Source organism: Streptomyces sp. ISL-87, assembly GCF_018614095.1.
Lineage (GTDB): Bacteria > Actinomycetota > Actinomycetes > Streptomycetales > Streptomycetaceae > Streptomyces.
In genome coordinates, this window is sequence record NZ_JAGGOY010000110.1 from 19,279 (window position 1) to 38,706 (window position 19,428).

A 19,428-nucleotide genomic window follows, 5' to 3' on the forward strand; every position below is an offset into this window, starting at 1 on the left:
TGCTGTACAGTCTGATTCGCAGCCGCCGAGCGGCCGCAAATCAAGGACCTGTGGAGCAGTTGGTTAGCTCGCCACCCTGTCAAGGTGGAGGTCGCGGGTTCAAGTCCCGTCAGGTTCGCAATAACATCAGGGCCCGTATCCCCCAGGGATACGGGCCCTGATGCGTTGGCGGACGACAGGAGACGACCCTGTGGCGACCCGGGACGAGTTCAGAGCGCTCCTGAGGGCCCATCTGCGGGCCGTGGGGCCCCGCCCCCACCTTTCCCGCCATTGCCTGGTCTGCCACCGCCTCCAGCGCCTCCAGCGCCTCACGCTGGGCCTCGGTGGCCGCGAGCCGGAACAGGGATCGGGGCGCCACTCCGGCCAGTCCGGAAAAAATCCCCCATCCGTATGAAGCAGTGCGTTACGCACATCCCCTTACGGGCGTATTGCCATGTGTACAAGAGTGATCATCTGTGACGGGTGTCACCACATGAGTTTTTGGGACTCACACATTTATCGCACCCCTACGCGCGCTCGATTTAATATGTGCAATGGCACCCATCCCGCCGGGGCCCCGACTTCCCGCCGACGCACCCTGACCTGGGCATAAAAAAGATCGCGCTGGACCCGGCGGAGTCCAGCGCGATCGACGACCGATGGACCTGTTGGGGCAGATCCGGCCGTATGAAGCTATGTGGGTTTCATCGGATTGGGGGACCCGATATGAACCCGTTAAAACGGGGTGTAGCGGGACCTCAGGCCTCGCTGCGCTGCTGCGGAATTCCCGCAAGCAGTGCGCGAACCTCAGCCTCGCGGTAACGGCGGTGTCCACCCAGGGTGCGGATGGACGTGAGCTTGCCAGCCTTGGCCCAGCGGGTGACCGTCTTCGGGTCCACGCGGAACATCGTGGCAACCTCAGCCGGGGTCAGCAGCGGCTCGGCATCAGGGGTGCGAGCGGTCATGAGCGGCCTCCTCGGGAGAACCGAACCATCTCGGTTCTTTCCTCTAAATTCTGCACCTTGGCCCGCGTTGCCCGAAATGGACATACGCAGGCCGAGTCGGTTATAGGACGAACGGCTTGTCCTCGGCACTACAACTACACCATCCGTCCAGCCTCGACGGCCAAACCGATGGAATTGCCCTCCGAGGTGTTCATCAGCGGCGGAAGCCGATGGACCGCCCCATAACGGACAGTCACCCTACTGTGACGATCAGTCACAGAGCGATCAGGAGTCGTCAGACCCCCCGTAGAGTGCAATACCGAGCATTCCGCCCTTAGTTGGGCGGAAGGAACCCTCCCCGGACTCCTTGTCCTATTTTGGCACGAGGGTAGGGGAAGGGCGCAAGGGCGTAGTTAGTGCGGTCCGTCACCCTTGGGCCAATGGCCCGTATCGGGACGTAGGTCCTGGCACTAAGACCTTAATGCGGTGATCAAGGCCCTGATCTGCGGATTATGCCCGATCGACCGATACGGGCGGAACGCGAAACCCCGAAATGTGATCTCGAGCACGTACCCCGGCTCGCGGGCTACCCGCGACGTGCGACCCGCGACCCGCGACCCGCGGCTAATTCGCGAACAGTCTCTCCCGGACCGCCCGCCACCGGTCCGCGAGCTCCCCGTACGCCTCGGCCGCCCCCTCGGCGTCCCCGGCCCGCAGCGCCGCGATCCCCGCCGCCAGGTCCCGCGCCGAGCGGTCGCCCGCCAGCCCGTCCGCCGGGAGCGCGTGCAGCAGCCCGCCGTAGTCCAGTTCGACCATCGAGCGCGGGTGGAACTCCTCCAGCCACCTCCCGACTTCCACCAGGCCCTCCGCCAGCCCCGCGTAACCGTCCGCCTCCCGCAGTGTCCGCAGCCCCCGCGCGAGCCGCCTGCGGGCCTGCACCATCGGCGTCCGGTAACGCAGCCGCTCGCCCGGCAGGTACTCCCGCTCCTCGTCGGCCACCAGGACGAACCAGCGCAGCGGCACCTGCCACACCCCGGTCCGGATCCACGGCCGCGCGTCCGGGTTCCGCGCGCGCCAGGCCTCGTAGTCGTCGGTCACCCGCCGGCGCACCCCCGGCGGCAGCGCCGCGTCGAGCACCGGACGCGGGAACTCGGCCACCAGCTCCTGGAGCGCCAGCCAGCCGCGCAGCCGGGTCCGCCACGGGCAGACCAGCAGCGCCCCGCCCACCTCCGCCGTGAAGGCGTCCGCACTCTCGTGCACCGGCACCGCGACCACGGGCACCCGGACCAAGTCGGTGAGGGACCGGCGCAGTTCGTCCTGGGCGGTCGGCGCGACCCCGCGCCGGGCGTAGTCGGCCCAGTGCGCGCGCTCCGCCTCCGGGAAAGCCGCCAGGGGCTCGTAGACGCGCAGGTAAGAGGCGTACGGGACGGTCGGCGCCCGGCGCGCGGAGGGCAGCGGGGGGTCGGGGGATTCGCTCACGCTCTCGTACTCCCCCGCGCCGCCCGGCGGTACTCCGCCGGGCGTCAGCCGACCCTCCAGCGAGGCCTCACATACTCCGGGAGAGTTCCGATCCTCGGACAGGTCGACTGGGTGGGCCCCCTAGGTCTTACGCTGCTCCCAGCACGCCCTCCCCCACCCGCAGGGCGGGCGTATTTCCGCCGCATCTCTTCCATGGGAGTCACCACCGTGACCGAAATGACCGACGGCGTCCTGCACACCCTGTTCCGTACGGAGCAGGGCGGCCACGAGCAAGTCGTGCTGTGCCAGGACCGAGCCACCGGCCTGAAGGCCGTCATCGCGATCCACTCCACCGCCCTGGGCCCCGCCCTCGGTGGTACGCGGTTCCACGCGTACGCCTCCGACGAGGAGGCCGTCCTCGACGCGCTGAACCTCTCGCGCGGCATGTCGTACAAGAACGCCCTCGCCGGTCTCGACCTGGGCGGCGGCAAGGCCGTGATCATCGGTGACCCCGAGGTCATGGAGGCCTCGCAAAGGACAGAACTGCTGCTGGCCTACGGCCGGTTCGTGGAGTCCCTCGGCGGCCGCTACGTCACCGCCTGCGACGTCGGCACGTACGTCGCGGACATGGACATCGTGGCCCGCGAGACCCGCTGGGCGACCGGCCGGTCCCCCGAGAACGGCGGCGCCGGCGACTCCTCGGTCCTCACCGCCTTCGGTGTCTTCCAGGGCATGCGGGCCAGCGCCCAGCACCTTTGGGGCGACCCGACCCTGCGCGGCCGCAAGGTCGCCGTGGCCGGCGTCGGCAAGGTCGGCCGCTACCTGGTCGAGCACCTGCTGGAGGACGGCGCCGAGGTCGTCATCACGGACCCGCGCCAGGAGTCCGTGCAGCGCATCCTCGACAAGCACCCGGGCAAGGTGACCGCGGTCGTCGACACGGACGCGCTGATCCGCACCGAGGGCCTCGACATCTACGCCCCGTGCGCGCTGGGCGGCGCCCTGAACGACGACACCGTGCCCGCCCTGACCGCCAAGGTCGTGTGCGGCGCGGCGAACAACCAGCTCGCCCACCCGGGTGTGGAGAAGGACCTCGCGGACCGCGGGATCCTCTACGCGCCCGACTACGTGGTCAACGCCGGCGGTGTCATCCAGGTCGCCGACGAACTGCACGGCTTCGACTTCGACCGCTGCAAGGCCAAGGCCGCGAAGATCTTCGACACCACCCTGGCCATATTCGCTCGTGCGAAGACGGACGGCATTCCGCCGGCCGCGGCGGCCGACCGGATCGCCGAGCAGCGGATGGCCGACGCGCGCGCGGCCCGCGCGGTCTGACCCTCTCCGGGACCTGGGTGCGCCCGCCGGGGTGCGGCGAGACGGAACTCACTGCACTTCGGCGGGTCGCCCGCCAGGAAAGGGTTAAAATCGCAGCTGACCAGCGAGGACGGGGCGCTTCGCTGGTTCTGCATCGAGGCGCGTCATGCGGGCGGCGTACCGTATGGCCGCGGAAGCAGGTACCGTTAAACCCCTACGGACGGTCTCTCCACGGAGAGCCCGCTCCGAACCATGAACGCGTGTCAGACTCTGGGGCCGTCGAGCCCCGTCACCGAGGGGGTCGAGCCATGGGGCGCGGCCGGGCCAAGGCCAAGCAGACAAAGGTCGCCCGCCAGCTGAAGTACAACAGCGGCGGGACTGACCTCTCGCGTCTGGCCAATGAGCTGGGCGCATCGCCGACGGATCCGCTGCCTGTCAGCGAACCGGTCGAAGTCGATGACGATCTGGATGACGACGACGACCCGTACGCCAAGTACGCGGATCTGTACAACAGCGATGACGACGACGAGGACGAAGAGTCCGGTCCGTCGGCACAGCGTCGCGGCGCTTGACGCCTTTCGCGTTTCCACCTACCGGTAGGCGACCGGTGAGCGCAGTCAAGCAAAGAACCCGGTCCAGGGCCATGGCCCCGGACCGGGTTTAGTGCTGCTCAGACCCCGTAGGTACCGGTCAGGGTCGCGCCCTCGGTGTGGTCGCCGCGGTCCAGGATCTCGCCCGCGACCCAGGCGTCCACGCCCCGGTCGGCCAGCGCGGTCAGGGCCACGTCGACCGACTCCTGCGGGACCACGGCCATCATGCCGACGCCCATGTTCAGGGTCTTCTCCAGCTCCAGCTGCTCCACCTGTCCGGCCTTGCCGACCAGGTCGAAGACCGCGCCCGGGGCCCAGGTCGAGCGGTCGACCGTGGCGTGCAGGTGGTCCGGGATCACGCGGGCCAGGTTCGCCGCGAGGCCGCCGCCGGTGATGTGCGAGTACGCGTGCACCTCGGCCGTACGGGTGAGAGCCATGCAGTCCAGCGAGTAGATCTTCGTGGGCTCCAGGAGCTCCTCGCCGAGGGTCCGGCCGAGCTCCTCGACGTGGCTCTCCAGGGACATGCCGGCGCGGTCGAAGAGGACGTGCCGGACGAGCGAGTACCCGTTCGAGTGAAGGCCGGAGGACGCCATCGCGATGACGGCGTCACCCGTGCGGATGCGATCCGCGCCCAGCAGCCGGTCGTACTCGACGACACCGGTGCCGGCGCCCGCCACGTCGAAGTCGTCCGGGCCCAGCAGGCCGGGGTGCTCGGCGGTCTCGCCGCCGACCAGGGCGCAGCCGGCGAGGACACAGCCCTCGGCGATGCCCTTGACGATCTGCGCGACCCGCTCGGGGTGGACCTTGCCGACGCAGATGTAGTCGGTCATGAAGAGCGGCTCGGCGCCGCAGACGACGATGTCGTCCATGACCATCGCGACCAGGTCGTGGCCGATGGTGTCGTAGACGCCCATCTGCCGGGCGATGTCCACCTTGGTGCCGACCCCGTCGGTGGCGGAGGCGAGCAGGGGGCGCTCGTAGCGCTTGAGGGCGGAGGCGTCGAAGAGGCCGGCGAAGCCGCCGAGGCCGCCGAGGACCTCGGGGCGCTGCGTCTTCTTCACCCACTCCTTCATGAGCTCGACGGCGCGGTCTCCGGCTTCGATGTCGACGCCCGCGGCGGCGTAGCTGGCACCGGTGGTCTTCTCTGTCATGACAGGAGAGAGCTTTCGTGTCGTTACTGCTGTTGGTGCAGGGACCTGGGAAAAGCCTGAAAGACAGGCCCCTGCGCAGGTTGAGCCGGAGGCGGGGCCTTACGGACGGCGGAGCGCGTCGGCGGCGTCGGTGCCGCCCGCGAGCTCGCTCTCCAGAAGCTGCTTGCCCAGGAGCTGCGGGTCGGGCAGCTCCATGGGGTACTCGCCGTCGAAGCAGGCACGGCAGAGGTTGGGCTTCTGGATGGTCGTCGCCTCGATCATCGCGTCGAGCGAGATGTACGAGAGCGAGTCCGCGCCGAGCGACGTGGCGATCTCATCGACCGTCATGCCGTTGGCGATCAGCTCGGCCCGGGTGGCGAAGTCGATGCCGAAGAAGCACGGCCACTTCACCGGCGGCGAGGAGATCCGGATGTGGACCTCGGCCGCGCCGGCTTCGCGGAGCATCTTCACGAGGGCGCGCTGGGTGTTGCCGCGGACGATCGAGTCGTCGACGACCACCAGGCGCTTGCCCCGGATGACTTCCTTGAGCGGGTTGAGCTTGAGGCGGATGCCGAGCTGGCGGATCGTCTGCGAGGGCTGGATGAAGGTCCGGCCGACGTAGGCGTTCTTGACCAGGCCGGAGCCGTAGGGGATCCCACTGGCCTCGGCGTACCCGACGGCGGCGGGCGTGCCGGATTCCGGCGTCGCTATCACCAGGTCGGCGTCCACCGGGGCTTCCTTGGCCAGGCGCCGGCCCATCTCGACACGCGAGAGGTAGACGTTCCGGCCGGCGATGTCGGTGTCCGGGCGCGCCAGGTAGACGTACTCGAAGACACAGCCCTTGGGCTTTGCTTCCGCGAAGCGGGAGGTGCGCAGGCCGTTCTCGTCGATCGCGATGAGCTCGCCCGGCTCGACCTCGCGGACGAAGCTGGCGCCGCAGATGTCGAGGGCGGCGGTCTCACTCGCGACCACCCAGCCGCGCTCCAGGCGGCCGAGGACCAGCGGGCGGATGCCCTGCGGGTCACGGGCGGTGTAGAGGGTCCCCTCGTCCATGAAGACGAGCGAGAACGCGCCCTTGACCTTCGGGAGGACCTTGGTGGCCGACTCCTCGATGGTCAGGGGCTTGCCGTCGTCGTCGACCTGGCCGGCCAGCAGGGCCGTCACGAGATCGGTGTCATTGGTGGCCGCCACCTGGGTGGCGCGGCCGTCCTGACGGGGGAGGTCGGCGACCATCTCGGCAAGCTCGGCGGTGTTCACCAGGTTGCCGTTGTGACCCAGGGCAATGGAGCCGTGGGCGGTCGCGCGGAAAGTGGGCTGCGCGTTCTCCCAGACGGAGGCACCAGTGGTCGAGTAGCGGGCGTGACCGACCGCAATATGACCCTGGAGCGAGCCGAGAGAGGTTTCGTCGAAGACCTGGGAAACGAGGCCCATGTCCTTGAAGACGAGGATCTGGGAACCGTTGCTCACAGCGATTCCCGCGGACTCTTGTCCACGGTGCTGCAGCGCATACAGTCCGAAGTAGGTGAGCTTGGCGACCTCTTCACCCGGAGCCCAGACACCGAAGACGCCGCAAGCGTCCTGGGGGCCCTTTTCGCCGGGGAGCAGGTCGTGGTTGAGTCGTCCATCACCACGAGGCACGCTCCCGAGTGTAGGCGAGATCGACCACTGGTCCGAATTGGGGACGGCCGGGAAATGTCACAGCACAGAGGGTGACCGGACGCCCCCGTCTCGGTATTCGGATGGACTTGTTGACAGCTACAAGCGCATTCGTACAGGCGCTCGCCCATGCAGCCCCTCGGTGACCGATCCGTCACCCTCGTCGAGCGCCGCCACGTAGACCTGGTCCGTGCCGCGAGCGCCATCTGTCGCTGTTTCGCGTAGCCACAACTCTTTTCCCTCTTTTCACATTTCCGCTCTCCCCAGCCCTGCCCTGCCGTGCCGCGCGCCGTCCCGCGCCCCGCCCGGGGCGGGTGGGTGAGCTGCGCCTTGAAGTACTTGTGTCTTCGTACAACAGCAAGCTGTCCCGGCGTGCCTTCGGCGGCGCCGTCGGAGTGACCGCGGCCGCCGCGGCGGTGGGGCTGGGCGCCGCCCCCGCCCAGGGCGCCGAGGCCCGGGAGGCCGGGTCCCCGTCGGCCGCTGATGAGCGCGAGTTCCGGGCCGCGCGCGGCCGGCACTCCCGGCGTCCGAACAGCTACCCGGGCTGACGGTTCACTCCGCGGCGGAGGCCGCCCGGGCGGTGAGGCCCTTGCCGTCGGCGGCGGTGAGGGTCAGGGCCTGGGCGTGGATCTTCCAGGTGAGCGGGCCGGCGCCGAACAGCTCGGTCAGCGTCCGCTCGAGCTCGCCGCGCGGGCCCGGGCAGGCCATCCGGGTGGTGGTCAGCGGCCCGAAAGTGAGCTTCGGGCCGTCGACCGCGGCCTTGGCGCTGAACCGGTTGCAGCCGAGGGTGCCGCTCGCGGCGCCGTCGGCGGCGATCGTGAAGGCGGCCTTCCCGGTCGCTTCGGGCGGGACGGAGGACACGGTCTCGCCGCTGACCAGCGAGTCCACGGTCCATCGGGTCGCGGTGAGCGGGGCGCCCGGCGCGGGGGGCTCGTCGGTCATCACGATGGTGTTCCCGTCGGCGGAAGTGCCGGGCGTGCCCCCGCCGTCACCGCAGGCGGTGGTGGCGGTGGCGAGGGCCAGTACGGCGACCAGGGCGGCGGGGAGGTGCCGGAGCGTAGGCATGTCCCTGGGACGGATACCGTGCCGAGGCGGTTCCGCTCAGCTCATCACCGGCAGCAGCGCCGACAGGTCGGCCCGTTCCCCGCTGGCCCTGACCTGCGCGCCCTCCACGGCCGAGGCCCAGTCCGTACGCCCAGTGGCCAGCCGGATCCAGGTCAGCGGGTCGGACTCCACCACGTTCGGCGGGGTGCCCCGGGTGTGCCGGGGGCCCTCGATGCACTGGACCACCGCGAAGGGCGGGATCCGCACCTCCACGGAGCCGCCCGGCGCCTTGAGCGCGAGGGCGTCGGCGAGCAGCCGGGTGCAGGCGGCCAGGGCCTGCCGCTCGATCGGGATGTCCACTCCGGCGGCCCGGTTCAGGTCGTCGGTGTGCACCACCAGCTCCACCGTCCGGGTGACGAGGAAATCGGCGAGGGTCATGTCGCCGATCCACAGGTTCAGCACCCGCCTGCCGGGGTTCGCGGCCAGCGCCTCGGCCATGCGGGCGCCGGCGCGGTCGATCAGCTCGGGGAGCTCGGACGGCGGGGCGCCGTCCAGGGTCTCCTTGGCCGCCTCGGCGATCTTCCCGGCGAGGGATGCGGTGGCGGAGGGCCATTCGACGGCCGTCAGCTCCGCCATGATCGCTGGCGGGCGGGCGAGCCCGCCCGCCAGCGAGTCGGCGATCCACGCGATGTGCGCGGCCAGGTCGGCCACGGTCCAGTCGCCGAGCCCGCTGTCCCGGCCGAGCTGTTCGGGGGTCAGTTCCCGGACGGCGTCGGCGATGTGCCCGAACTGCGCGGTGACGGCCGCGCGGATCTTGGCGGCGTCGTACGTACGGATCCTGGGTGCCATGCGGCGAGTCTGCCCGATCAGTCGCCGCCGCCGCAGCCGCCACCGCAGCTGCTGCCGCAACTGCTGTCGCTGCCACAGCTGCTGTCGCTGCCACAGCCGTAGCCGCCGGAGTCACCGCCGCCGCGGGCGGCCCGGGCGGCCCGCTTCTTGCGCCTTTCCTCCGCGTCCGCCTCGCGCCTCAGGTGGTACGAAGTGCCGGCCGGCTTCCACGGGCGCAGGCGGTGACGGCGTACGGGCAGCAGCGGGGCGGCCCGCACCTCGGAGACGATCGTGCTGCCGCCCGAGTAGACGGCGTACTCCAGGATCACCTCGGCTCCCTCGCAGGGCACGCCGTACAGGAGCGCCTCGTAGGGCTCATGGGTCTCGTCGATGTCGTGGTGCTCGGCGCGCAGCCGGCTCTCCGCCCCGCCGACGCGGGTCCGCGCGCCCCGGCTCCCGAACCGGTGATTGTCCTGGAACCGGTCGCGGAACCCGATCAGGGCCGAGGCGGTCGTCGTCCGGGCGTCCGCGACGAGCCAGGTGTGCCTGAGCACCTCACGGCGGACCCCGACACGCAGCACTGGCTGCGGCCCGTCGTGCAGCCGCCGGGCGGCGCGCCGTGCCGTGAGGCCGCGCCCGAGGAGCGGGATCCCGGGGATGAGCAGCAGCAGGGCCAGCATCTGCTGGCCGATGGCGTCGTACGGGGCCCCCTCGCCCGCCCGCAGGTCCTCGGTGACGGCCCAGAGCAGGGACGCGCCGCCGACGAGGCAGAGCAGCGCTCCGGCGAGGATCGGCCCCCGGCCGCGGTGGCGGTGGCCGGCGGGGAGGTGCTCCGGAACCGGGTGGCGGGCGTCCCCGGCCGCTTCGAGGAAGAGGGCTCGCTGTCGCCGTCGGGACCGCAGGCGCAGCACGGCGCCGGTGAACGTCCAGGCGCAGAGGGCGACGACCAGCCACGTTCCGGCCCGTGTCGCGCTCTCGGCGGAGGCCAGCCCGTTCTTACGGACGACCAGGTCCAGGGCGATGACGGGCGCGGACAGTATGGTGGCGGCCGGCAGGAAGCGGTACCAGGCGGGCAGGGCGAGGAACAGGACCGCGGAGTGGAAGCCGGCCCACTGGGTGTCGTGCGCCGGGGCGACGTGGGTTTCGTCCGAGCCGACCAGCATGAACGCGAGGACGACCAGGGGTACGAGGGCCCAGCCGACGGGGATGGGCGCGAAGACCGCGGGGACGCGTGCGTCGCGCCAGCGCCGTGCGGCCTCAAGCTCCCAGGCCGGGGCGCCGCCCTTGGGTATGGCCGCTTCGGGCAGGTTCTTGACGATGTCGCTCACGGCGTCAGTATGCGGACCTCCCCCCGCAGCTCAAAGGGCCTGCGGGGCACGGAATCGCTACGGCCGCTCAGCGGTTGCGCGGGAACGGCCGAGCCCCCGGCCGGGAGTTCCGGACGGGGGCTCGGGAGCGGAAGCGGGGATCAGGCCAGCAGTGCCGGGATCGTCGCCTCGTGGGCCTCGCGGAGCTCGGCCAGGGGGAGGGTGAACTCGCCCTGGATCTCGATGGCCTCGCCGTCCACCACACCGATGCGGGCGGCGGGCAGGCCGCGCGCGCCGCACATGTCGGTGAAGCGGAGCTCCTCGCTGCGCGGGACGGCCACGATGGCCCGGCCCGCGGACTCGGAGAACAGGAAGGTGAACGCGTCCAGACCCTCCGGGACCACGACCCGCGCGCCGTTGCCGCCGCGCAGGCAGGACTCGGTGAGCGCCTGGATGACGCCGCCGTCCGAGAGGTCGTGCGCGGCGTCGACCATGCCGTCGCGCGACGCCGAGATCAGGATCTCCGCCAGGAGCTTCTCGCGGCCCAGGTCCACCTTCGGCGGCAGGCCGCCCAGGTGGTCGTGGACGACCTGGGACCAGGCCGAGCCGCCGAACTCCTCGGCCGTGTCGCCCAGCAGGTACAGCAGCTGGCCGGCCTCCGCGAACGCCATCGGCGTACGGCGGTTGACGTCGTCGATCACACCGAGGACCGCCACGACCGGGGTCGGGTGGATCGCGGTCTCGCCCGTCTGGTTGTAGAGCGAGACGTTGCCGCCCGTCACCGGCGTGCCCAGCTCCAGGCAGCCGTCCGCCAGGCCCCGGCAGGCCTCGGCGAACTGCCACATGACGCCCGGGTCCTCCGGCGAGCCGAAGTTCAGGCAGTCGGAGATGGCCAGCGGCTTGGCGCCGGTCGCGGCGACGTTGCGGTACGCCTCCGCCAGCGCGAGCTGCGCACCGGTGTACGGGTCGAGCTTCGCGAAGCGGCCGTTGCCGTCCGTCGCCATGGCCACGCCGAGGTTGGTCTCCTCGTCGATGCGGACCATGCCGGCGTCCTCGGGCTGCGACAGGACGGTGTTGCCCTGCACGAAGCGGTCGTACTGGTCGGTGACCCACGACTTGGACGCCTGGTTCGGGGACGAGACCAGGGCCAGGACCTGCGCGCGGAGCTCCTCGGAGGTCTGCGGGCGGGGCAGCTTGCCGGCGTCGTCGGCCTGGAGGGCGTCCTGCCACTCGGGGCGGGCGTACGGGCGCTCGTACACCGGGCCTTCGTGGGCGACGGTGCCCGGCGGCACGTCCACGATCTGCTCGCCGTGCCAGAAGATCTCCAGGCGTTCGCCGTCGGTCACCTCACCGATGACGGTGGCGATGACGTCCCACTTCTCGCAGATCTCCATGAAGCGGTCGACGTGCTGCGGCTCGACGATCGCGCACATGCGCTCCTGCGACTCGCTCATGAGGATTTCCTCGGGCGAGAGGGTCGCGTCGCGCAGCGGGACGGTGTCCAGCTCCACGCGCATGCCGCCGGAACCGGCGGAGGCCAGCTCGGAGGTGGCGCAGGACAGGCCGGCGCCGCCGAGGTCCTGGATGCCCGCGACCAGCTTCTCCTTGAAGATCTCCAGGGTGCACTCGATGAGGAGCTTCTCCTGGAAGGGGTCGCCGACCTGGACGGCGGGGCGCTTGGTCGGCTTCGAGTCGTCGAAGGTCTCGGACGCGAGGACCGAGACGCCGCCGATGCCGTCGCCGCCCGTGCGCGCGCCGTAGAGGACGACCTTGTTGCCGGGGCCGGAGGCCTTGGCGAGGTGGATGTCCTCGTGCTTCATCACGCCGATGCAGCCGGCGTTGACCAGCGGGTTGCCCTGGTAGCAGGCGTCGAAGACGACCTCGCCGCCGATGTTGGGCAGGCCGAGGCAGTTGCCGTAGCCGCCGATGCCCGCGACCACGCCCGGCAGGACGCGCTTGGTGTCGGGGTGGTCGGCCGCGCCGAAGCGCAGCGGGTCCACGACCGCGACCGGGCGGGCGCCCATGGCGAGGATGTCGCGGACGATGCCGCCGACGCCGGTGGCCGCGCCCTGGTAGGGCTCGATGTACGAGGGGTGGTTATGCGACTCGACCTTGAAGGTGACCGCGTAGCCCTGGCCGACGTCGACGACGCCGGCGTTCTCGCCGATGCCGACGAGCATGGCCGTGTTCTCGGGGGCCTTCTCGCCGAACTGCTTCAGGTGGACCTTGCTGCTCTTGTACGAGCAGTGCTCGGACCACATGACGGAGTACATGGCGAGCTCGGCGCCGGTGGGGCGGCGGCCGAGGATCTCCCGGATGCGCGCGTACTCGTCCTCCTTGAGGCCGAGCTCCTTCCAGGGCTGCGCCGAGTCCGGGGTCTCCGTGGCGTTCTTGACGGTGTCCAGGGTCATGCGCTTACCAGCTTCTTCAGGATCGAGGTGAAGAATCCGAGGCCGTCGGTGCGGCCCGTCCCGATCAGCGGCTCGACCGCGTGCTCGGGGTGCGGCATGAGGCCGACGACGTTGCCCGCGGCGTTGGTGATGCCGGCGATGTCACGGAGCGAGCCGTTGGGGTTGCCGTCGAGGTAGCGGAAGGCCACTCGGCCTTCGGCCTCCAGTTCGTCGAGCGTGTGCTCGTCGGCGGTGTAGCGGCCGTCCATGTTCTTCAGCGGGATGGAGATCTCCTGGCCGGCGGTGTAGTCACCGGTCCAGCTGGTCCCCGCGTTCTCCACGCGCAGCTTCTGCTCGCGGCAGATGAAGTGCAGGTGGTTGTTGCGAAGCATCGCCCCCGGCAGCAGGTGGGCCTCGGTGAGGACCTGGAAGCCGTTGCAGATGCCGAGGACGGGCATGCCGCCCTTGGCCTGCTCGATGATCGTCTCCATCACCGGCGAGAAGCGGGAGATGGCCCCGGCGCGCAGGTAGTCCCCGTAGGAGAAGCCGCCCGCGAGGACGACCGCGTCGACCTGGTGCAGGTCCTTGTCGCGGTGCCAGAGCGAGACCGGCTCGGCTCCCGCGAGGCGGATGGCGCGCAGCGAGTCACGGTCGTCGAGCGTTCCGGGGAACGTGACGACTCCGATGCGAGTGGTCACCGTCAGGCCTCGACCTTCGCGGTCTCGACGCGGACGGTGAAGTCTTCGATGACGGTGTTGGCGAGGAACGTTTCGGCCATCTTGTGGATGCGGTCGAGGGCGGCCTGGTCGACCGGTCCCTCCACCTCCAGTTCGAAACGCTTCCCCTGGCGGACGTCGGCGATTCCCTCGAAGCCCAGGCGCGGCAGTGCACGCTGCACCGCCTGGCCCTGAGGGTCGAGGATCTCCGGCTTGAGCATGACGTCGACTACGACGCGTGCCACTGGCACTCCCGTTGGGTGGTTGGTGCGAAGGCGGTTCCCTCAGCGTACCCGGCCGAAATTTCTACGCGGGTAGATATCGGGCGGCCGTGATCCCGAGGGCGTTTCGGCTTCACCAACGCTTCGCAAAATCCCCCGGAAAACCACGCGCCCGGGATTGCGGCGGGACACGCGGAGACAATTAAATGGGCTTCGCAATGCAATGAGAATCGCGGTACAAAGGAATCAGCCGGGTTTCCGACTGAATGATGCATTGCTCCGAAACATCCACACAGTCGACATCACCGCACGTCAACGGGTGGCGATGGCGCGCGAAGGGACCGATATCCGTGGCGCAGCGCGTAGTAGTCACAATCTCCGACGACATCGACGGCGGAGAAGCGGCGGAAACGGTCGCCTTCGCCCTGGACGGTAAGTCGTACGAGATCGACCTCAATGCCGCCAACGCAAAGAAACTGCGGACGGAGCTCGCCCCCTTCGTGGCCGCGGGCCGCCGCCAGTCGCGTTCGGGGAAGGTGTTCAAGCACACGGCGATCGCGCCGGACCCGGCCGTCGTGCGGGCGTGGGCCCGGTCGAACCAGTTCGACGTGCCGCCGCGCGGGCGCATCCCGAAGCGCGTCTACGAGGCCTACAACGCGGCTCACTGAGTGCGGATTTGCCATCCACCCCCCGGCATCGGCTAGTGTGTGGATCACGCCAAGGGGCCGGGCCGCAAGGTCAACGCCCCGAAGGTCGTGCGGGTGTAGTTCAGTAGCAGAACATCCCTCTTCCAGGGGGAAGGCGCAGTGTGCGATCCCTGTCACCCGCTCTGCACGCTTTACCGACCACTCCGGTGGATCGGGTAGAGTGATGCTCGCACCGCTCGGCAATTGCCGTCGCGGGTATGCGGACGTAGCTCAGTTGGTAGAGCACCACCTTGCCAAGGTGGATGTCGCGCGTTCGAGTCGCGTCGTCCGCTCAGACTGCAAAGGCCCCGATCATTGATCGGGGCCTTTGTCGTATGTCCGGCTGTCCGGCCATATGCCGATCACCGCGCTGACAAATGTCATCGGTGGTGATGACAGCGCGCACTGCTGCCGTCGCCGGGCCGCCGCGAGGCTTGAACCATGGCCTGCATCATGATCACCGTGTTTGCTGTTCAGCGGCGGTTCCGCCCGGAGCCGCGCGGCAAGAGCGAGTCGGGGGACGGGAACCGTGTCGAAGCTGACCGGGTGGTGGAAGAACCGCAGCAGCGCGGGGAAGGTGGAGCTGTACACCCGCTGGTCGTTCCACTTGTTCGTGCTCATCGAGATCGTGTCGTTCGGGTTGGCCGGGCTGGCCTCCACGGCCACCGAGGCCCCGACGATGCGACTGCTCGCCATCCTCGTGATGATCTCCGGGCACGCCGTGATGGTCGGGTTCCTCTCCTCCAGGGCGCTGGACTGGCTGGTGGGCAGCCGTGAACGCCCGGTGCGGCTCGCGGTGGTGACTGGGGTCCTGACGGCCGTGGCCTGCCTGGCCGTCCTCGTGCTGCGCAAGAGCGGGGGCCTCAGCGCGTCGGTGGCCCCGTCGCTGGTGACGGGCATGACCTGCTTCGCCACCGGATCACTGGTGCTGTGCCTGAAGAAGGTCCGGCACATGTGGTGCGTCGCCCCGGCCGCCGGGATCGGCACGGGCGCGGCGGTCCTCGTACTGGGCCTGTCGGTGGGCGAGGCCGCCGGGTACACGGTCGGGGTGACGCTGACCGGTCTGTTCCTCAGCCTCGCCTGCGGGTTCTCGGGCTGGCTGCTGAACACGGTCTACGAGCTGGACCGCGCCCGGGAGCTCCAGTCGCAGCTGGCGGTGGCCGAGGAGCGGCTGCGCTTCGGGCGGGACCTGCACGATGTGATGGGCCGCAATCTCGCGGTGATCGCGCTCAAGAGCGAGCTGGCGGTGCAGCTGGCCCGGCGCGAACGCCCCGAGGCGGTGGATCAGATGATCGAGGTCCAGCGGATCGCGCGGGAGTCGCAGCGCGAGGTGCGGGACGTGGTGCGCGGCTACCGGGAGGCGGATCTCACGGTGGAGCTGGAGGGCGCGCGCGGGGTGCTGAGCGCCGCCGGGATGGACTGCCGGGTCGAGTTCGAGGCCGGTCGCGTACTGCCCTCCGAGGTGCAGTCGGCCCTCGGCTGGGTGGTGCGGGAGGCGACCACGAACGTACTGCGGCACGGGGACGCGCGCAGTTGTGTGATCCGGCTGTCAGCGCAATCGTCCGGCCCCCTGACGCTGCTGGTGGAGAACGACGGGGCGCCCGAGACGCCGGCCGGGCCGCCGGGCTCGGGGCTCGCGGGGCTTCGGGAGCGGCTCGCGGTGGTGGACGGCACCTTGCAGGCCGGTCTGGTCGGGGGCGGCCGCTTCCGGCTGCTGGCGGAGATACCGGGACAGAGACTGGAGGTGCGGGCGTGAGCCCCGTACGTGTGCTGCTGGCCGATGACGAACACCTGATCCGGGGTGCGCTGGCCGCGCTGCTGGCGCTGGAGGACGATCTGCTGGTCGTGGCCCAGGCGGCCTCGGGGCCGGAGGCGCTCGCCATGGCGCGGGCGCACCGGCCGGACGTGGCGGTGCTGGACCTGCAGATGCCGGGGGCCGACGGTGTGAGTGTGGCCACATCGCTGCGGGCCGAACTCCCCGACTGCCGGGTCATGATCGTGACGAGCCACGGCCGCCCCGGGCACCTGAAGCGGGCCCTCGCGGCGGGGGTACGGGCCTTCGCGCCGAAGACGGTGTCCGCGCAGCGGCTGGCCGAGCTGATCCGGACCGTGCACGCCGGAGGACGTTATGTGGACCCGGAGTTGGCGGCCGACGCGATCAGCGCGGGGGACTCGCCGCTGACCGCGCGCGAGGCGGAGGTACTGGAACTGGCGGGGGACGGGGCGCCGATCGCTGAGATCGCGGAGCGGGCCTCGCTGTCCCAGGGGACCGTACGGAACTACCTGTCCTCGGCGGCCACGAAGCTCGGCGCCGAGAACCGGCACACGGCGGTACGTCTCGCACGGGAGCGAGGTTGGGTATAGTAGGTCTCGCGTTACGGCGCATGCGGACATAGCTCAGTTGGTAGAGCACCACCTTGCCAAGGTGGATGTCGCGCGTTCGAGTCGCGTTGTCCGCTCAGTAGAAGAAGCCCCCCGGTCGGTGACCGGGGGGCTTCTTCGTCTTTCAGCTCCAGATGTCGGCGGACCAGGTGTGGCCGGTGAGCCGCTCGTACGCCTCGATGTACTTGGCGCGGGTCTGGTCGACGACCTCCTGCGGGAGGGCCGGCGGCGGGAGTTCGCCCGTGCGGTCCCAGCCGGAGGCCGGGGAGGTCAGCCAGTTGCGGACGAACTGCTTGTCGAAGGAGGGCTGGGTGCGGCCCGGCTCCCACTGGTCGGCGGGCCAGAAGCGGGAGGAGTCCGGGGTCAGCACCTCGTCGGCGGCGACCAGGGTGCCGTCCTGCCCGAAGCCGAACTCGAACTTGGTGTCGGCCAGGATGATCCCGCGGTCGCGGGCGATGTCCCGGGCGCGGCCGTACACGGCCAGGGTGGCCTGGCGCAGCAGCGCGGCCGTCTCGGCGCCGGTGGTGCGCGCGACCTCCTCGTAGGAGACGTTCTCGTCGTGCTCGCCGACCTCGGCCTTGGCGGCGGGGGTGAAGATCGGGGCGGGCAGCTCGGAGCCGTCGACGAGGCCCTCGGGGAGCGCGAGGCCGCAGACCGTACGGGTCTGGTTGTACTCGGCCAGGCCGGAGCCGGTGAGGTAGCCGCGGGCCACGCACTCGACCGGGACCATGTCGAGGCTCTGGCAGATCAGGGTGCGGCCGGCCCAGTCGGCGGGGGCGCCGGCGGGCAGCTCGGTGCTGATGACGTGGTTCGGGACGAGGTCCGCGAGCTGGTCGAACCACCAGAGGGACAGCTGGGTCAGGACGCGGCCCTTGTCCGGGATCTCGGTGGGGAGTACCCAGTCGAACGCGGACATGCGGTCGCTGGCGACCATGACGAGGTTGCCTTCCTCGTCGCGGTAGAGGTCTCGCACCTTGCCGGTGTGAAGGTGGATGAGGCCGGGTACCTGAACCGGCTCGGGCTTTTCGACGAATCCGGACACGGGGTCTCCCTGTGGTTCTGTACGAGCGCGAACCCATTCTCCCGTACAGGGGCTCGTGCGCTGCCCAGGGGTGTGCGGTGCCGGGTCTCAGTCCCTCTTGCAGATGCGGTCGAGGAGGTTGGCGGTGGCCCGCTGGACCCGCTCGTCGACATGGCCCGGGCGGTCGAGCGCGGGGGACCACGCGAAGGTGCCGGAGGCGAAGACCAGGGCACCGCTGGGCGCCCGGTAGAGGGAGGTCTCCTGGTGGCGCTTGGCGCCCTCGCTGTCGAGGTACGGGGAGTGCGCGAGCAGGATCCGGTCCTGGTGCTCGGGGAGCTGGGTGCGCGGGAAGTAGCGGTCGGCCTCGCCCGCGACCAGGCCGTCGAGTTCGTCGTTCTCGGTGGCGCCGGTGGAGTCCCAGAGCCAGTGCGTGGCATTGCGCACGATCAGGGGCGCGGGCTCCGGGACCCGGCCCGCGTACTGGATGCCGAGCAGCTGCTGCTCCGGGCGGTCGACCTCGCGCCACAGGCTGGGGCGGCCGGGGCCGCGGCGTTTTCGGCAGGTGAGGAGCCGGTCGGCCACTCCGGAGGGCGAGGGGGCCAGTTCGACCTGCCAGTACATGGTGTTGGCGGAGAGGAAGACGAGCGAGGTGCCGTGGTCGCGGGCGCGCTCGGCGGTGCGGCGCATGGGGGCGGACCAGTACTCGTCGTGGCCGGGGAAGACCAGGCCGCGGTAGCGGGTGGGATCGACGCGGCCGGCGTGCAGGTCGCGGGTGTCGGCGTAGGCGAGGTCGTAGCCGTAGCGCTCGGCCCAGCGGATGAAGTCGTAGGCGTGGCCGACGTGCAGGGGGAGGCCCGCGCCGGCGTAGGGGCGGTCGAAGGAGACGGTGATGGCCGCGTCCTGCTCGCCGAGGAGCCGGCCGTCCTCGTCCCAGGCGTGGTAGAGGCTCGCGCCGGTCCGGCCGTCCTCGGGGTAGAGGTTGTAGGCCTGCCAGGTGATGTCGGGGAGCAGGAGCAGGAGATCGGCCGGGTGGTCGTCGCGCACCGTGAAGGGGATGTGGGACCGGTATCCGTCGGCGGTGGTGAGGACGGCCACGTACGCGCCGAGGTTCCAGTAGGAGGGGACCTGGAGCCGCCAGGAGAGCCACCAGTGGTGGCAGGAGACGGTGCGGTCGGCGGTGAGGGGGGCTGGCTGGACGATGCCGGAGAGGCGGGGGCTGGTAGTGATCTTGGAGGCGCCGTCCCCGCCGTAGTGGCCGATGCGGTAGACGTCGACGGAGAACTGCTGGGGCGGGTCCACGGTGATGTGGAAGTCGATGGCCTCACCGGGGGCGACGGCTCCGGTGGAGGCGAAGCCCTGGATCTGCCGGTGCACGTCGTCGGCGGTACGGGGGCCGCCGTTGCCGCGGGGGCGCGGGATCCGGCCCGTGGCGGCCATGGTGGCCGCAGTGGCGGGATCGACCGCCGCGGGGTCCACGTACCAGGGCACGACCTGGCCGGTGTCGTCGAAGTAGAGCTCGCTGCCCCGGAACCACGGCAGGGGGCCCTGCCCGAAGGGGTCGGTCACCGCGTGCGCGAGCGCACCTGACTCCCACCGCCGGATCTGGTCCGCACCCATACCGTTCCCCTCCTTCGCTCCCCCGAACGCCTTCCACGCGGCCGCTCTCAGGACAAGCAGCCGCGACCGGTCCCAGCACATCACATAACGCACGCACTCCGTCACCGTTCGTCGCGAATTGACGTGAGCGGACCATTGTCGTCCGTCC

The 19,428-nt window shown here is 70.4% G+C and carries 20 protein-coding genes and 4 tRNA genes; 12 read left to right on the forward strand and 12 right to left on the reverse strand.

Annotation, left to right across the window (positions count from 1 at the left end; genetic code table 11):
* Positions 1-44: 44 nt before the first annotated feature.
* A tRNA-Asp gene (locus J7I97_RS32565) sits at positions 45-118 on the forward strand.
* 42 nt (positions 119-160) lie between these two features.
* On the forward strand, positions 161-394 hold the full coding sequence (locus J7I97_RS39200) for a DUF6274 family protein (RefSeq protein ID WP_251059379.1): 234 nt from the start codon (positions 161-163) through the stop codon (positions 392-394).
* Between the two features lie 343 nt (positions 395-737).
* Here J7I97_RS39200 and bldC read toward each other — a convergent pair whose 3' ends face one another.
* Together bldC and J7I97_RS32575 are read right to left on the reverse strand one after the other, a co-directional pair.
* Positions 738-944 carry a developmental transcriptional regulator BldC gene (bldC, locus tag J7I97_RS32570; protein ID WP_003949541.1) on the reverse strand — a complete coding sequence of 69 codons (207 nt, stop codon included), beginning with the start codon at positions 942-944 and terminating at the stop codon, positions 738-740.
* A 603-nt stretch (positions 945-1,547) separates the two neighbouring features.
* Entirely contained in the window at positions 1,548-2,402 is an 855-nt protein-coding gene (locus J7I97_RS32575; protein ID WP_214942371.1) for a hypothetical protein, read from the reverse strand.
* Between the two features lie 207 nt (positions 2,403-2,609).
* On the opposite strand from J7I97_RS32575, the gene J7I97_RS32580 reads away from it, so the two are divergent.
* Positions 2,610-3,713: a Glu/Leu/Phe/Val dehydrogenase dimerization domain-containing protein gene (locus J7I97_RS32580; protein ID WP_308364417.1), complete on the forward strand. Its 1,104-nt coding sequence runs from the start codon at positions 2,610-2,612 to the stop codon at positions 3,711-3,713.
* Between the two features lie 287 nt (positions 3,714-4,000).
* On the forward strand, positions 4,001-4,264 hold the full coding sequence (locus J7I97_RS32585) for a DUF3073 domain-containing protein (protein WP_214942373.1): 264 nt from the start codon (positions 4,001-4,003) through the stop codon (positions 4,262-4,264).
* 98 nt (positions 4,265-4,362) lie between these two features.
* On the opposite strand, the gene purM is transcribed toward J7I97_RS32585, so the two are convergent.
* Positions 4,363-5,433, reverse strand: coding sequence for a phosphoribosylformylglycinamidine cyclo-ligase (purM, locus tag J7I97_RS32590; protein WP_214942375.1), 1,071 nt, complete (start codon positions 5,431-5,433; stop codon positions 4,363-4,365).
* A gap of 99 nt (positions 5,434-5,532) precedes the next feature.
* Positions 5,533-7,050 carry an amidophosphoribosyltransferase gene (purF, locus tag J7I97_RS32595; RefSeq protein WP_214942377.1) on the reverse strand — a complete coding sequence of 506 codons (1,518 nt, stop codon included), beginning with the start codon at positions 7,048-7,050 and terminating at the stop codon, positions 5,533-5,535.
* A 147-nt stretch (positions 7,051-7,197) separates the two neighbouring features.
* On the opposite strand from purF, the gene J7I97_RS40495 reads away from it, so the two are divergent.
* Both J7I97_RS40495 and J7I97_RS32600 read left to right on the forward strand, forming a co-directional pair.
* Entirely contained in the window at positions 7,198-7,293 is a 96-nt protein-coding gene (locus J7I97_RS40495) for a putative leader peptide (protein ID WP_374103631.1), read from the forward strand.
* Positions 7,294-7,409: 116 nt separating this feature from the next.
* On the forward strand, positions 7,410-7,616 hold the full coding sequence (locus J7I97_RS32600) for a hypothetical protein (RefSeq protein ID WP_214942379.1): 207 nt from the start codon (positions 7,410-7,412) through the stop codon (positions 7,614-7,616).
* Between the two features lie 4 nt (positions 7,617-7,620).
* On the opposite strand, the gene J7I97_RS32605 is transcribed toward J7I97_RS32600, so the two are convergent.
* From J7I97_RS32605 to purS, 6 genes are all read right to left on the reverse strand, one after another.
* Positions 7,621-8,133 (reverse strand): META domain-containing protein, encoded by a 513-nt coding sequence (locus J7I97_RS32605; RefSeq protein WP_214942381.1) that lies wholly within the window; start codon positions 8,131-8,133, stop codon positions 7,621-7,623.
* A 36-nt stretch (positions 8,134-8,169) separates the two neighbouring features.
* The gene (locus tag J7I97_RS32610) at positions 8,170-8,961 is read right to left on the reverse strand and encodes a maleylpyruvate isomerase family mycothiol-dependent enzyme (protein WP_214942383.1); all 792 of its coding nucleotides are present in this window, start codon (positions 8,959-8,961) and stop codon (positions 8,170-8,172) included.
* A 17-nt stretch (positions 8,962-8,978) separates the two neighbouring features.
* A complete protein-coding gene (locus tag J7I97_RS32615; protein WP_214942384.1) occupies positions 8,979-10,268 on the reverse strand; it encodes a hypothetical protein in 1,290 nt (429 codons plus the stop codon).
* Positions 10,269-10,408: 140 nt separating this feature from the next.
* Positions 10,409-12,658, reverse strand: coding sequence for a phosphoribosylformylglycinamidine synthase subunit PurL (gene purL, locus J7I97_RS32620; RefSeq protein WP_214942385.1), 2,250 nt, complete (start codon positions 12,656-12,658; stop codon positions 10,409-10,411).
* A complete protein-coding gene (gene purQ, locus J7I97_RS32625; RefSeq protein ID WP_214942387.1) occupies positions 12,655-13,335 on the reverse strand; it encodes a phosphoribosylformylglycinamidine synthase subunit PurQ in 681 nt (226 codons plus the stop codon). Before purQ ends, purL begins: the two co-directional genes overlap by 4 nt.
* Positions 13,336-13,337: 2 nt before the next feature.
* Positions 13,338-13,598: a phosphoribosylformylglycinamidine synthase subunit PurS gene (purS, locus tag J7I97_RS32630; protein WP_214942389.1), complete on the reverse strand. Its 261-nt coding sequence runs from the start codon at positions 13,596-13,598 to the stop codon at positions 13,338-13,340.
* A 326-nt stretch (positions 13,599-13,924) separates the two neighbouring features.
* On the opposite strand from purS, the gene J7I97_RS32635 reads away from it, so the two are divergent.
* From J7I97_RS32635 to J7I97_RS32660, 6 genes are all read left to right on the forward strand, one after another.
* A complete protein-coding gene (locus tag J7I97_RS32635) occupies positions 13,925-14,242 on the forward strand; it encodes an Lsr2 family protein (RefSeq protein ID WP_214942393.1) in 318 nt (105 codons plus the stop codon).
* 89 nt (positions 14,243-14,331) lie between these two features.
* Positions 14,332-14,403 (forward strand) — tRNA-Gly (locus J7I97_RS32640).
* A 77-nt stretch (positions 14,404-14,480) separates the two neighbouring features.
* Positions 14,481-14,553: transfer RNA gene (locus tag J7I97_RS32645), tRNA-Gly, on the forward strand.
* 236 nt (positions 14,554-14,789) lie between these two features.
* Positions 14,790-16,016, forward strand: a complete 1,227-nt coding sequence (locus J7I97_RS32650; protein WP_214942397.1) for a histidine kinase — start codon at positions 14,790-14,792, stop codon at positions 16,014-16,016.
* A complete protein-coding gene (locus tag J7I97_RS32655) occupies positions 16,013-16,624 on the forward strand; it encodes a response regulator transcription factor (RefSeq protein WP_214942400.1) in 612 nt (203 codons plus the stop codon). The genes J7I97_RS32650 and J7I97_RS32655 overlap by 4 nt, the downstream gene beginning before the upstream one ends.
* 22 nt (positions 16,625-16,646) lie before the next feature.
* Positions 16,647-16,719, forward strand: a tRNA-Gly gene (locus J7I97_RS32660).
* 47 nt (positions 16,720-16,766) lie between these two features.
* Here J7I97_RS32660 and J7I97_RS32665 read toward each other — a convergent pair.
* The gene (locus J7I97_RS32665; protein ID WP_214942403.1) at positions 16,767-17,684 is read right to left on the reverse strand and encodes a phosphoribosylaminoimidazolesuccinocarboxamide synthase; all 918 of its coding nucleotides are present in this window, start codon (positions 17,682-17,684) and stop codon (positions 16,767-16,769) included.
* An 87-nt stretch (positions 17,685-17,771) separates the two neighbouring features.
* Positions 17,772-19,280, reverse strand: a complete 1,509-nt coding sequence (locus J7I97_RS32670) for a N,N-dimethylformamidase beta subunit family domain-containing protein (protein ID WP_214942406.1) — start codon at positions 19,278-19,280, stop codon at positions 17,772-17,774.
* Between the last annotated feature and the right edge of the window lie 148 nt (positions 19,281-19,428).